Here is a 13,512-nt window from a genome sequence, read left to right on the forward strand (position 1 = left end):
CCGGCAGTGACGACCGCGCCCGCGTTCCGGCAGGCCGGCAGCCCGTCCTCGCGGGTGGCGTCAGCGACGTACTCGGCGGTGGGAGGCGACGCGTTCGGCGGCTCGTGCCCGTGGAGTCGGCGGTCGGACGCCGACCGAGGGTAGCCCTTTTGTCACCGCTCGCCCATCTCGAAGGCAGCGCGCGGCCAGTTGGTGACCGACGGGTCGAACGAGGGTGCCGGAGCGATGAGTTCGCAGGCCTCGACCGGCAGGGCGTCGTCGCGTCGAGGGCGTCGGACGTCGAGGCGTCGTGGGCGGCGCGCGGCCTCAGAGGGCCAGGGGCAGTGCCGACAGTTCGGCCACGATCACGGTCAGCGGGCCGAACAGGGCGAGGAGCGCGCCGGCCCTGAGTACAGCGGCCCGGCGCGGTGTCGAGGCGGGAGCCCCGAGACGCAGCAGCGCGGCCGTGGTGCCGGCGTGCGCCTGTTTGGCCTCGACAGCGGCCGTCAGCAGCGTCGCCACGGTGCAGCCGGTCACCAGGAGCACGCCGAGCAGGGCGAGCGGGCCGGCCGACAGGCCGTCGGCGTAGTACAGCGAGCCCATGGCGTACGCGCCCGACAGGACGGCGCAGACCACGCCCAGCGGACGGCCGATCCTGGTGGCCTCCGTCATGAGGACCCGCCCGGCCAGCAGGCGCAGGGCACCCGGGCGGACCGACTGAAGCAGCCGGCCGCACAGATGGGTGAGACCGGGACCGGCCAGGATCAGACCGATGGCGGCCAGCATCGGACCGGCCGGCGCGCCGGGCCGGTCGCCGGGCGCGGTGCCGGCGCCGGTACGGCTCGCGTAGGCCTCCACGGCCAGGCCCACGGCCAGTACCGCGATGCCCCAGGGGAGACCTGACGGTGCCGTGCCGGCGCCGGGCGCCGGGACCGCGGCAGCCGAAGCGGGGCTTCCCTCCGTGTCGTGCGGCCCGTGCGCCCGCTCGGGGTCCTCCCCCGGAAGATCCGCCCGCAGCCGATCCTGCTGTGCCTGTGCCTCCTCCGGCGTTCGCTGCTGGGCGGCGGGCGGCCGGCGGCCGTGGGTCGCCGTCTCCAGGTGTCTGCCGAAGCGTCCGTACGACCCGAACGTCTCCCGCACCGCCGTGGCACGGTACGCGCCGAAGCGGCCGTACGCCGTCCGCTCCGAACGGGACGGTCCCGCCGCCCCCTCGCGCGGGCGCAGCGCCACCGCCACCGCCACCGAGGCGCTCACCGGCACCAGCGTCAGCAGTGTCAGGGTCGCCGGGAGCGGCAGCGGCCGGCCGACAGCCAGGAAGTCGGTGCCGGCACCGTCGGAGGGCATGCCGGTGAGGTCGCCGCGCAGGTGGAGGAAGACGAGCAGCGCGATCATCGACCCCAGCGCGCAGGCCAGGGCCGTGGTCGTCGAGGAGATCGCCCTCAGCCGGGCCGGGCCGAGGCCGAGCGCGGAGAGCCCGGACCGGGGCCTGGTCCCCGGGTCGGTCCGGGCCACCGCGACCGCGAAGTACACCGTGGCTGCCAGCGGGGCCGCGCACCAGGCCAGCCGGAGCAGCGAGGCGGACGGCGTGCCCGGGTGGCCGATCGCGTGGCCGAGGGCGCACAGCAGCAGAAAGCCCGTGCCCGCCGAGGCCGCGGCTACCAGGAGGCGGCGCAGCTGGACGGCCGGACGGGCGCCTTGGGTCAGACGGAGAGCGAGCACGCGGCCCGGCCCTCCGTCTCGGCGGTCCCGGAGACCGGAGGCAGATGTACGGTGCGCACCCGGCGCCCGTCGAGCAGCGACACCGTGCGGTCGGCGAGGGCCGCGGTGTCCGCGTCGGCGGTGGCGAGGAGCACCGTGATGCCGTGCGAACGGGCCGCCGTGGTCAGCGTGCGCAGGACGTGCCGCCGGTCGGCGCGGTGCAGCGGGGCGGTCGGCTCGTCGGCGAACAGCACCGAGGGAGCCGGGGCGAGGGCGCGGGCGATGCAGACCCGCTGGCGCTCCGCGTGCACCAGGTCCGCGGGGTGCTTGCGGGCCTTGTCACCGATGTCGAGCCGCTCCAGCCACTCCAGGGCCGTCGCCCTGGCCGGGCGGCGGGCGGTGCCGCGCAGCATCAGGGGGAGGGCCGCGTTCTCCCAGACGTTCAGCTCGGGGACGAGCACCGGCGCCGGGTCGATCCAGCCGAAGCGCTCCCGGCGCAGCCGTTCGCGGGCGGCCGGGCGCATGGTGTGCACGGGCACGCTGTTGAACCAGACCTCGCCGCCCGCCACGGGCACCAGTCCGGACAGGCACCGCAGCAGGGTCGTCTTGCCACTGCCTCGCGGGCCGCCGACGGCGAGGATCTCGCCCTCCCCGACGCCGAGCGAGATCCCGCTCAGCCCGGGTGAGCCGTCGTTGTGCCGGAAGTGCAGGGCGCGTGCCCAGAGCACGTCGTTGTCCGGTGGGGCCACCATGGCGTACACCTCGGTTCGGATCAGAAATGCCGTGCGAGATTCGTGAATCCCCCATGCGGGGGAACGAAAGCAAAGCCGATCGGTCACTGGGCACGCTAGGCAGCACGCGACGGGACGCCGGACAGCACGCGGCCCCGGACCGCCGTTTCTCACTCGAACGGGCGGCACCGGGGCCGTATTCGATCATTCCAACCGAAGATCACAACCGAAGATCACAGCGGGAGAGCACGGCTGAAGAGCGCGGTGCGGGGTCACAGCTTCGTCCATGCCTCCGACAGGGTGGCGCGCAGGATCTGCTCGATCTCGTCGAACGTCTCCTGGTCGGAGATCAGCGGCGGGGCGAGCTGGATGACCGGGTCGCCGCGGTCGTCGGCACGGCAGTACAGGCCGTTCTCGTACAGCTTCTTGGACAGGAAGCCGTACAGGACGCGCTCGGTCTCGGCGTCGTCGAAGGTCTCCTTGGTGTGCTTGTCCTTGACCAGCTCGATGCCGTAGAAGAAGCCGTTGCCGCGGATGTCACCGACGATCGGCAGGTCGTACAGCTTTTCCAGCGTCGAGCGGAAGGCGTCCTCGTGGTCCAGCACATGCTGGTTGAGGCCCTCGCGCTCGAACAGGTCGAGGTTGGCGACGCCCACCGCGGCCGAGACGGGGTGGCCGCCGAAGGTGTAGCCGTGCAGGAAGACGTTGTCACCCTGGTAGAACGGCTCGGCGAGGCGGTCGGAGACGATGCAGGCGCCGATGGGGGAGTAGCCGGAGGTCATGCCCTTGGCGCAGGTGATCATGTCCGGGACGTAGCCGAACTTGTCGCAGGCGAACGTCGTGCCCAGGCGGCCGAAGGCGCAGATGACCTCGTCGGAGACGAGCAGGACGTCGTACTGGTCGCAGATCTCGCGGACCCGCTGGAAGTAGCCGGGCGGCGGCGGGAAGCAGCCGCCGGCGTTCTGCACCGGCTCGAGGAAGACCGCGGCGACCGTGTCCGGGCCCTCGAAGAGGATCTGCTGCTCGATCTGGTCGGCGGCCCAGCGGCCGAACGCCTCGGGGTCGTCGCCGTGGATCGGGGCCCGGTAGATGTTGGTGTTCGGCACCTTGCGGGCGCCCGGCACCAGCGGCTCGAACGGGGCCTTCAGGGCCGGCAGGCCGGTGATCGCCAGGGCCCCCTGCGGGGTGCCGTGATAGGCCACCGCGCGGGAGATGACTTTGTACTTGGTCGGCTTGCCGGTCAGCTTGAAGTACTGCTTGGCGAGCTTCCAGGCGGTCTCCACCGCCTCGCCGCCGCCGGTCGTGAAGAAGACCTTGTTCAGGTCGCCCGGCGCCTCGTGGGCCAGCCGCTCCGCCAGTTCCACGGCCTTGGGGTGGGCGTAGGACCACACCGGGAAGAAGGACAGTTCCTGCGCCTGCTTGAAGGCGGTCTCGGCGAGCTCGACCCTGCCGTGCCCCGCCTGGACGACAAACAGTCCGGCGAGACCGTCGAGGTACCGCTTGCCCCTGTCGTCGTAGATGTGGGTGCCCTCGCCGCGGACGATGGTGGGCACGGGGGAGTTCTCGTACGAGGACATGCGGGTGAAGTGCATCCACAGGTGGTCGTACGCGGCCTTGCTGAGGTCCTTGGGGCTGTCGGTGCTCACGCTTATCGGGTCCCCCACATGTAGGTCTGCTTCTTGAGCCTGAGGTAGACGAAACTCTCGGTGGAGCGCACGCCGGGCACGGCCCGGATGCGTCGGTTGATGACCTCCAGAAGGTGGTCGTCGTCCTCGCAGACGATCTCGACCATGAGGTCGAAGGAGCCCGCGGTCATCACCACGTACTCGCACTCGTCCATGGCGCTCAGCGCGTCGGCCACGGACTCCACGTCTCCCTCGACGTTGACGCCGACCATCGCCTGCCGGCGGAAGCCCACTGTGAGCGGGTCCGTGACGGCGACGATCTGCATCACGCCCTGGTCGAGCAGCTTCTGGACGCGCTGGCGCACGGCCGCCTCCGACAGGCCGACGGCCTTGCCGATGGCGGCGTAGGGCCTGCGGCCGTCCTCCTGGAGCTGCTCGATGATGGCGAGGGAGACGGCATCCAGGTGGGGACCGCCGCCGTTCCTGGACTCACGGGAGTCCTTGGGTTCTGCGCTTCGACTGGCCACACGGTCACTGTGCACGACGTCTCGACTGTTCCGCAAGGCACATTCGATGAAATCCGTTGTTGAGAGGGTTGATGTTTGCGGATTTCGCAGGCTTGGGGTGGGTGGGGGTGTTGAATGCGTCAGGGGTCCGTCTAGGGTGGGTGTCTCAGAGGTTGGACACCTGGGGCACCTACGAGGAAGATCGGGAGGACCTGCAGTGAGCACCGAGCTGCGACGTCTGCGCAACTACATCGGCGGTGCGTTCCGTGACGCCGCCGACGGACGGACCACTGAGGTGGTCAACCCCGTGACAGGTGAGGCGTACGCGACCGCGCCGCTGTCCGGGCAGGCCGATGTGGACGCCGCGATGGCGGCCGCCGCCGAGGCCTTCCCCGGCTGGCGCGACATCACGCCCGCCGAGCGGCAGAAGGCCCTGCTGAAGGTCGCGGACGCCATCGAGGAGCGCGCCGAGGAACTCATCGCGGCCGAGGTGGAGAACACGGGCAAGCCCATCGGGCTGACCCGCACCGAGGAGATCCCGCCGATGGTCGACCAGATCCGCTTCTTCGCGGGCGCGGCGCGGATGCTGGAGGGCCGCTCGGCCGGTGAGTACATGGAGGGCCTGACCTCCCTCGTTCGCCGTGAGCCGGTCGGAGTCTGCGCCCAGGTCGCCCCCTGGAACTACCCGATGATGATGGCCGTGTGGAAGTTCGCCCCGGCGATCGCGGCGGGCAACACGGTCGTCCTCAAGCCCTCGGACACCACCCCGGCCTCCACGGTCCTGCTCGCCGAGATCCTCGGCTCGGTCCTGCCGACGGGCGTCTTCAACGTCGTCTGCGGCGACCGCGACACCGGCCGCATGATGGCCGAGCACGAGACCCCGGCGATGGTGTCCATCACCGGTTCGGTGCGGGCCGGTATGCAGGTCGCCGAGTCCGCGTCCAAGGACCTCAAGCGCGTCCACCTGGAGCTGGGCGGCAAGGCGCCGGTCGTCGTCTTCGAGGACACCGACATCGCCAAGGCCGTGGAGGGCATCTCCGTCGCGGGTTTCTTCAACGCCGGCCAGGACTGTACGGCCGCCACGCGTGTCCTCGTCCACGAGTCGATCCACGACGAGTTCGTCACCGCCCTCGCCAAGGCCGCCGCCGACACGAAGACGGGCGCTCCCGACGACGAGGACGTCCTCTTCGGCCCGCTCAACAACGCCCACCAGCTGGCCCAGGTCGAGGGCTTCATCGACCGGTTGCCCGCGCACGCGCGCGTGGAGGCCGGCGGCAAGCGCGTCGGCGACAAGGGCTTCTTCTACGCGCCGACCGTGGTCTCGGGCCTGAAGCAGGACGACGAGATCATCCAGAAGGAGGTCTTCGGCCCGGTCATCACCGTCCAGACCTTCACCGACGAGGACCAGGCCGTCGCGTACGCCAACGGCGTCGAGTACGCGCTGGCCTCCTCGGTGTGGACCAAGGACCACTCCCGCGCGATGCGCATGTCCAAGAAGCTCGACTTCGGCTGTGTGTGGATCAACACCCACATCCCGCTCGTCGCCGAGATGCCGCACGGCGGCTTCAAGAAGTCCGGCTACGGCAAGGACCTCTCCGCGTACGGCTTCGACGACTACACGCGCATCAAGCACGTGATGACGTCGCTCGACGCGTAGGCGCTCCGCTGGGGGGAGCCGGACGAACAGCCTCCCGGACGCCGTTCGGGCCCCGCCGTCCAAAGGGCGCGGCCCGCTTTTGAACGCGTTCAACTCTGGGCGTACTCTGCCGCCATGAGCGACAGAGCCGCCCTGCTCAAGGGCATTCGCGTCTGGCTGGTCTTCTTCGTCGTCTGCCTGGTGCTCAGCGGCGCCACGGCCTTCCCCCTGGTGCACGAACTGCGCTGGACCGAGGAGGTGCTCCGCTCCCTGGGGACACCGGAGCACCTTCCCGCCCTCATGGAGTGGATCGAGCGGGTCCGGGACGGACTCGACGCCGCCGACGCCGAGTACCCGTTCCTCCTCTACGGCACCGACTGGCTGGCCTTCGCCCACCTCGTGATCGCCGTCGCCTTCTACGGCCCCTACCGCGACCCGGTCCGCAACATCTGGGTCATCGAGTTCGGCATGATCGCCTGCGCAGGCGTCATTCCGCTCGCCCTCGTCTGCGGCCCGGTCCGCGGCATCCCCTTCTGGTGGAGCGTCATCGACATGGCGTTCGGGGTGTTCGGCGTGATCCCGCTGTACGCCGTACGGAAGAAGATCAAGCGGCTGGAGGCACTCACCCCGTACGCCGTGCCGGCCCCCGCGTCCTTGGCATGATCCGCCGGACGGGCCCTACCGGGGGGCGCGCAGGGCGCACAGGACGTCGATGCGGTTGGTGGTGATCGAGTCGGCGCCCAGCGCCAGCAGGCGGCGTAGGGAACGGCGGGTGTCCGGGGTCCACACGGAGAGCAGACAACCGTCCGCGTGGACCCGGTCGGCGAGGGCCCGGTCGACCAGGCTGAAGCGGTAGTTCAGCCAGCGCGGCCGGATCGCCTCCAGGACACCGGCGCGCGGCGGGGCCAGCGACGTACGGGTGAGGGCGATCTCGGCGGACGGGTCCGCCGCGCGCACGGCGAGCATGGCGGCGGCGCCCGCGCAGTAGTAGACGCGGTCCCGGGCGCCGTGCTCCCGTACGGCGTCCACGATCCGGCGCACCGCACGAGGGGCGGGATCGCCCGGCAGGTCCAGCATGACCCTGCTGCCCTCGGTCGCCGACAGTGCGTCCGGGAGCGTGGGCACACCGCCGTCGGTCAGGCCGCGCACCTCCTCCCAGGACAGCGACGGCAGCGGGCGGTCGTGCCCCCAGAGCCGCTTCAGCGTCTCGTCGTGCAGCAGGACCGGTACGCCGTCCCGGGTGAGGCGTACGTCGAACTCGACCGCGTCCGCGCCCTTGTGGAGCGCGGAACGCAGCGAGGCGAGCGTGTTCTCGCGGACGTGGTACGGGTCGCCGCGGTGGGCCACGGCGGTCACGTTGTGCATGGCAGCCCTTCGCGGGGTCGGTTCACGGAACGACTGGTCCATCGTGGCGGAGGACGGATTCACCGCAGCGGTCGGGAGGCGGGCCAGGACGTGGTGTAGGCATCGATCTCGGCCGCCAGCCGTGCCTTGGCCGGCTCGTCCAGGAACGACGCCTCCACCGCGTTCTTCGCCAGCGCCGCCAGGCCCCGCTCGTCGAGGTCCAGCAGCCGTGCGGCGACCGCGTACTCGGTGTTGAGGTCGGTGCCGAACATCGGCGGGTCGTCGGAGTTGACGGTGACCAGCACACCGGCGCGGACGAACTCCTTGATCGGGTGCTCATCCAGGTCGACGACCGCGCGGGTGGCGATGTTGGAGGTGGGGCACACCTCCAGCGCGATGCGCCGCTCGGCGAGATGCGCGAGCAGCTCGGGGTCCTGGGCGGCGCTGGTGCCGTGCCCGATCCGCTCCGCGCGCAGGTCGACCAGGGCGTCCCACACCGTTCCGGGTCCGGTGGTCTCACCGGCGTGCGGCACCGAGTGCAGGCCCGCGGCGATGGCCCGGTCGAAGTACGGCTTGAACTGCGGCCGGGGCACCCCGATCTCGGGTCCGCCCAGGCCGAAGGAGACCAGGCCCTCCGGGCGCAGCCGGTCGTCGGTGGCGAGCCGGGTGGTCTCCTCGGCGGACTCCAGGCCGGCCTCGCCGGGTATGTCGAAGCACCAGCGGAGCACGGTCCCGAACTCGGACTCGGCCGCCTTGCGGGCGTCCTCGATCGCCTCCATGAACGCCCGCTCGTCGATCCCGCGGCGGGTCGACGAGAACGGGGTGATCGTCAGCTCGGCGTACCGCACCTGCTGTCGGGCCAGCTCACGCGCCACCTCGTAGGTGAGCAGCCGGACGTCCTCGGGCGTGCGGATCAGGTCGACGACGGACAGGTACACGTCGATGAAGTGGGCGAAGTCAGTGAAGGTGAAGTAGTCGGCGAGCGCCTCGGGGTCGGCGGGGACCCTGGAGTCGGGGTGGCGGGCGGCCAACTCCGAGACGATGCGGGGGGAGGCGGAACCGATGTGGTGCACATGCAGTTCGGCCTTGGGCAGTCCGGCGATGAAGTCGTGCGGGCCGCTGCCCGCCTCGGCGGACGCGGCGAGGCGTTCGGTCATGGTCCCTCCCCGGGAGCGGCGTCCCAGGCCGGGGTGCGGCGGGACGCGGGTGATCGGCTGATCGGTGGATCGGGGATCATCGTAGGCCGGGCACGCACGAGGTGGGGGCGGGCCGTACCATGACGGGACGTTCGACGGAGGGGGTCCGGCGTATGTCCGACGACGCGCAGGCGCCAAAAGCGCGGGGGAACTCGGCGGGCGGTACTCCGCCCCGGGACCCGCATGCTCATGACGATGTCTGGGCGGCGCCGGCCGACAGCAGGGCCGCGCAGGCCCAGCCGCCCCAGAGCCCGCCGCGGGACGTGGCGCCGCCCGAGCCGACCCAGGTGGACCTCGGCAGTCAGGGCGCGAGCGGCCCGTCGGGCTCCGCCGGAGTCACCGACCCGTTCGCTCTCCCGGAATTCGACCCGCCGGCCCCCGCCCCGGGTACGCCCGGCGCGGCCGGCACACCCCCGGCCTCCGGCATCCCGTCCGCTCCCTCGGCGCCCTCCGCGCACGACCAGCGGACGGTCACGTCCTTCCCCGCGACGGGCGCCCCGGCCGCCAACCAGGCCTCGCCGTTCACCCAGCCCTGGGCCGACCCCTCCACCCCGTCCGCCCCCGCAACGCCCGTCGGCCGTGGCGCCGCGGCCCCCAACCCCTTCGCGCCCCCGGCCGCCGAGCCGGTCCCGCCGCCGCCCGTCGCCCCTGGCGGCCCCGGCCAGGCGCCGTACGGCTACCCGGGCGGCCCCCAGGGCGGTTACGCCCACCCGGCCGCGCAGCCGCCCGGCTATGCCGGTGCCCCCGGTTACAGCGGTACGCCCGACCAGGGCTACTACGGCTGGACCGGCATGCCTCCGCAGCCCGCCAACGGCATGGGCGTCACCGGACTCGTGCTCGGGATCATCTCGGCCGTCATCTTCTGCTTCTGGCCGCTGGCCATCGGGCTCGGCCTCCTCGCCGTGATCTTCAGTGCCCTCGGCCGGGGCAAAGCGGCCCGCGGCGAAGCCACGAACCCCGGCCACGCCCTGGCCGGCCTCATCTGCGGCGGAGTCGGCATCGTCCTGGGCATGGGCTTGGGCATCTTCGACCTCACCACGCCCTACTGGTAGGGCCTGTCGTCCGGACCGCGCCGGGCTCGACGGCCTCGGCCCGCACCCGCACCCGCACCCGCACCGACGGCCGGACCCGGGCCGCTCATGCCTCCGTGCCGGCCCCGGCCTCCCGGAGGCGGATGCGGGCCTGCATCAGGGCGAAGCCCAGGAGGTTCGGGCCACGCCACTGGGCGGGGTCCGTCGCCCTCTCGTTGCCTGCCGAGAGCCCGATGCCCCAGACGCGGTCCCTGGGGCTCGCCTCGACCAGGACGCGGTCGCCCGTGTTCAGCAGGAAGGCGCGCAGGTCCGCGTGGGCGGCGAACTTGTGCGTGCTGCCCTCGACGACGACACGGAACCGCTCGCGCCGCCAGGTCGCCTCGTCGAAGTCCCGGACGAGCCGGCCCTCCTTCTTCGCGTCGGCCGGGTGCTCTGCGGCCAGGATCTTCCGTTCCGCCTCAGGGTCTGCGAATATCCGGGCCTTGGCCGCCATCATCCAGTGCTCGGCGGTCGCGTAGGTCACGCCGTCCACCGTGAACGGCGACGGCCACCACTGGCTCAGGCAGCTCGCCCCGATGCGGCCGTCGGGCAGTGGCTGGTGCCCCCAGAAGTGCAGGTACTTGATCCGCTCCCCGGCGCTCAGTGCCTCGATCAGGGCCTCCCGGGAATCGATCGCCCCGGCTCCCACCGCGGTCCCAGCCCTCGCCATGTCCTTCTCCGCCTCCGTGTTCATCCCCATGCGCGCGAGTTTCGCAGGCAGCACTGACAATCGGCCCGTCCTTTCCGTGCTCACGCGAGGCTCTGCCGACAGATTTCGTTGCGTAACCAAATGGAAACAACGGAATCACTTGTTGGTGTCGCATGCCTCTGTCAGGATCGGCACTCAAATCGAGCCGGCGCCACGCCGCCCCCTCGGGAAACGGAGGAGAGCGACATGCAACACCCGGGCAATGCCACCCCAAAACGATTTCCGGCCCAGGAACGATTCGCCGACGGGGCGCAGTTCGTCGCGGGACGGCTGACGAAGGGCACCTCGGGCCGTACGCACACGGTCGTCGACCCGGCCACCGGCGAGGACGCGTACACCTACGAACTCGCCGGCACCGACGACGTGGACGCGGCCGTCGCCGCCGCGCGGGAGGCGTTCGGGACGTGGGCCGGTGCCACCCCGGGCGAGCGGTCCGACGCGATGCACCGGTTCGCCGCCGTGGTCGCCGAGCGTGCCGAGGACTTCGCCCGCGCCGAGTCCCTGCAGTGCGGCAAGCCCCTGAAACTGAGCCGGGAGTTCGACGTCCCCGGGAGCATCGACAACATCGCCTTCTTCGCCGGTGCGGCCCGGCACCTGACGGGCCAGTCGGCCGGTGAGTACTCCGGCGACCACACCTCCTACGTGCGCCGCGAACCCATCGGCGTCGTCGGTTCCGTCGCACCCTGGAACTACCCCCTCCAGATGGCCGCGTGGAAGATCCTCCCGGCGATCGCCGCGGGCAACACGATCGTCCTCAAGCCCGCCGAGATCACCCCGCTGACCTCCCTCCTCTTCGCTCAGGCCGCCACCGACGCCGGCATCCCGGACGGCGTGATCAACATCGTCACCGGCACCGGCCGGGAGGCGGGCGAGCACCTCGTCGGCCATCCCGACGTGGCCATGACCTCCTTCACCGGCTCCACCGCCGTGGGCAAGCGGGTCGCCGCCGTCGCCACCGCCACCGTCAAGCGCATCCACCTCGAACTCGGCGGCAAGGCGCCCTTCGTCGTCTTCGACGACGCCGACCTCGACGCCGCCGTCAACGGAGCGGTCGCGGGCGCGCTCATCAACACCGGTCAGGACTGCACGGCCGCCACCCGCGCGTACGTGCAACGGCCCCTCTACGAGGCGTTCGTGGAGCGCACCGCCGCGCTCATGGAGACCGTGCGGCTCGGCGACCCCTTCGCCGCCGGGACCGACCTCGGCCCGCTGGTCTCGCACGCGCAGCGCGAGAGGGTGGCCGGCTTCGTCGACCGGGCCCGCGCCTACGCACGCGTGGTGACCGGCGGTCAGGCTCCGGGCGGGGAACTCGCCGCCGGCGCGTACTACCGGCCCACCCTGATCGCCGGTGCCCCGCAGGACAGCGAGGCCGTGCAGGCCGAGATCTTCGGACCGGTGCTGGTCGTTCTGCCCTTCGACACCGACGACGAGGGCATCGCGCTCGCCAACGACACGCCGTACGGACTCGCTGCCTCCGCCTGGAGCCGGGACGTGTACCGGACCGGCCGCGCCACGCGCGAGATCAGGGCCGGGTGCGTGTGGATCAACGACCACATCCCGATCATCAGCGAGATGCCGCACGGCGGCTACAAGGCGTCCGGCTCCGGCAAGGACATGTCCGCGTACTCGTTCGAGGAGTACACCCAGCTCAAGCACGTCATGTTCGACACCACCGCGGTGGTCCGCAAGGACTGGCACCGCACGATCTTCGGGGACCGATAGCAGCCGGGCCGTCCGACCCACGGCCCACTCCCGAAAGGCACCACGCGTATGAAGCAGTACGAGCCCGACCGCCTTTCCCCGGCCCAGGCGGCCGCCATGCGGCGCGGCTTCCGCAACGGCAGGGCGGCCCTGTCGCGCCGGTCCCTGCTGCGCGCCTCCGCGGGCGGCGCGCTCGCGTTCGGCGGAATCGGGGCGCTGAGCGCCTGCGGCATACCCCCGGCGGGAAACACCCAGGGCGGCGTATCGGCCGAGGACCACTCGGAGAAGGACAAGAGCATCGCCTTCTCCAACTGGACCGAGTACATGGACGTCGACGACAGCGGGCGCGAACACCCCACGCTGGACGCGTTCACCGAACGGACCGGCATCAAGGTCACGTACACCGAGGACATCAACGACAACACCGAGTTCTTCGGCAAGATCAAGCCGCAGCTCGCCGCCGGCCAGGACACCGGCCGCGACATCATCGTCCTCACCGACTGGCTGGCCGCCCGCCTGATCCGGCTCGGCTGGGTGCAGAAGCTGGACCCGTCCCACCTGCCGCACGCCTACGCCAACCTGTCGCCGCAGTTCCGCAGCCCCGACTGGGACCCGGGCCGTGCCTACTCCTACCCCTGGCAGGGCATAGCGGCCGTCATCGGCTACAACAAGAAGGCGCTCGACGGCGTCGAGGTGAAGACCCTCTCCGACCTGCTGGACAACCCGAAGCTCAAGGGGCGCGTCGGCCTCCTCACCGAGATGCGCGACACCATGGGCCTGGCCCTGCTCGACATGGACAAGGCCCCGGAGAAGTTCACCGCCGACGACTACGACGCGGGGATAGCCCGCCTCCAGAAGGCCGTCGACAAGGGCCAGGTCCGCCGCTTCACCGGCAACGACTACACCTCCGACCTCAGCAAGGGCGACTTCGCCGCGTGCGTCGCCTGGGCCGGTGACATCGTCCAGCTGAAGGCGGACAACCCGGACATCGACTTCCTGATCCCGGACAGCGGCTACATGATGTCCAGCGACAACCTGATGATCCCGAACAAGGCCCGGCACAAGGCCAACGCCGAGCGGCTCATCGACTACTACTTCGAGCCGCGGCCGGCCGCCGAGCTCGCCGCCTACATCAACTTCGTCTGTCCGGTCGACGGAGTGAAGGACGAGCTCGCGAAGATCGACGAGGACGCGGCGAACAACCCGCTGATCCTCCCCGACAGGGCCATGCAGACCAAGTCCCGTGCCTTCCGCTCCCTGAGCACCGAGGAAGAGACGGCATTCGAAGCGAAGTTCGCGAAGCTCACGGGGGCGTGA

12 protein-coding genes are annotated in these 13,512 nt (G+C 71.3%); 5 read left to right on the forward strand and 7 right to left on the reverse strand.

The window, feature by feature from the left end; all coding sequences use genetic code 11:
* Nucleotides 1-306: 306 nt before the first annotated feature.
* From ACFPZI_RS10710 to ACFPZI_RS10725, 4 genes are all read right to left on the reverse strand, one after another.
* On the reverse strand, nt 307-1,698 hold the full coding sequence (locus ACFPZI_RS10710; protein ID WP_381361368.1) for a hypothetical protein: 1,392 nt from the start codon (nt 1,696-1,698) through the stop codon (nt 307-309).
* A complete protein-coding gene (locus ACFPZI_RS10715) occupies nt 1,680-2,429 on the reverse strand; it encodes an ABC transporter ATP-binding protein (RefSeq protein WP_381361371.1) in 750 nt (249 codons plus the stop codon). The genes ACFPZI_RS10710 and ACFPZI_RS10715 overlap by 19 nt, the downstream gene beginning before the upstream one ends.
* 251 nt (nt 2,430-2,680) lie before the next feature.
* Nucleotides 2,681-4,054, reverse strand: a complete 1,374-nt coding sequence (locus ACFPZI_RS10720; RefSeq protein WP_381361374.1) for an aspartate aminotransferase family protein — start codon at nt 4,052-4,054, stop codon at nt 2,681-2,683.
* A gap of 2 nt (nt 4,055-4,056) precedes the next feature.
* Nucleotides 4,057-4,575, reverse strand: a complete 519-nt coding sequence (locus ACFPZI_RS10725) for an Lrp/AsnC family transcriptional regulator (protein ID WP_381361378.1) — start codon at nt 4,573-4,575, stop codon at nt 4,057-4,059.
* Nucleotides 4,576-4,756: 181 nt separating this feature from the next.
* On the opposite strand from ACFPZI_RS10725, the gene ACFPZI_RS10730 reads away from it, so the two are divergent.
* Both ACFPZI_RS10730 and ACFPZI_RS10735 read left to right on the forward strand, forming a co-directional pair.
* The gene (locus ACFPZI_RS10730; RefSeq protein ID WP_381361381.1) at nt 4,757-6,196 is read left to right on the forward strand and encodes a gamma-aminobutyraldehyde dehydrogenase; all 1,440 of its coding nucleotides are present in this window, start codon (nt 4,757-4,759) and stop codon (nt 6,194-6,196) included.
* A gap of 114 nt (nt 6,197-6,310) precedes the next feature.
* Nucleotides 6,311-6,838 (forward strand): hypothetical protein, encoded by a 528-nt coding sequence (locus tag ACFPZI_RS10735; protein ID WP_381361384.1) that lies wholly within the window; start codon nt 6,311-6,313, stop codon nt 6,836-6,838.
* Nucleotides 6,839-6,853: 15 nt separating this feature from the next.
* Here the strand turns inward: ACFPZI_RS10735 and ACFPZI_RS10740 are convergent, their stop codons facing one another.
* Complete coding sequence (locus ACFPZI_RS10740) at nt 6,854-7,540, reverse strand: glycerophosphodiester phosphodiesterase (protein ID WP_381361385.1); 687 nt, start codon at nt 7,538-7,540, stop codon at nt 6,854-6,856.
* 59 nt (nt 7,541-7,599) lie between these two features.
* On the reverse strand, nt 7,600-8,676 hold the full coding sequence (locus tag ACFPZI_RS10745; protein WP_381361388.1) for an adenosine deaminase: 1,077 nt from the start codon (nt 8,674-8,676) through the stop codon (nt 7,600-7,602).
* A gap of 152 nt (nt 8,677-8,828) precedes the next feature.
* Here ACFPZI_RS10745 and ACFPZI_RS10750 point away from each other — a divergent pair, with 152 nt between their 5' ends.
* The gene (locus ACFPZI_RS10750; protein ID WP_381361391.1) at nt 8,829-9,767 is read left to right on the forward strand and encodes a hypothetical protein; all 939 of its coding nucleotides are present in this window, start codon (nt 8,829-8,831) and stop codon (nt 9,765-9,767) included.
* Between the two features lie 85 nt (nt 9,768-9,852).
* On the opposite strand, the gene ACFPZI_RS10755 is transcribed toward ACFPZI_RS10750, so the two are convergent.
* Nucleotides 9,853-10,485 carry an NADAR family protein gene (locus ACFPZI_RS10755; RefSeq protein WP_381361394.1) on the reverse strand — a complete coding sequence of 211 codons (633 nt, stop codon included), beginning with the start codon at nt 10,483-10,485 and terminating at the stop codon, nt 9,853-9,855.
* Nucleotides 10,486-10,680: 195 nt separating this feature from the next.
* On the opposite strand from ACFPZI_RS10755, the gene ACFPZI_RS10760 reads away from it, so the two are divergent.
* Both ACFPZI_RS10760 and ACFPZI_RS10765 read left to right on the forward strand, forming a co-directional pair.
* Complete coding sequence (locus ACFPZI_RS10760; RefSeq protein ID WP_381361396.1) at nt 10,681-12,216, forward strand: gamma-aminobutyraldehyde dehydrogenase; 1,536 nt, start codon at nt 10,681-10,683, stop codon at nt 12,214-12,216.
* Nucleotides 12,217-12,264: 48 nt separating this feature from the next.
* On the forward strand, nt 12,265-13,512 hold the full coding sequence (locus tag ACFPZI_RS10765) for an ABC transporter substrate-binding protein (RefSeq protein WP_381361399.1): 1,248 nt from the start codon (nt 12,265-12,267) through the stop codon (nt 13,510-13,512).

It is taken from the genome of Streptomyces chlorus, assembly GCF_042655885.1.
Lineage (GTDB): Bacteria > Actinomycetota > Actinomycetes > Streptomycetales > Streptomycetaceae > Streptomyces > Streptomyces chlorus.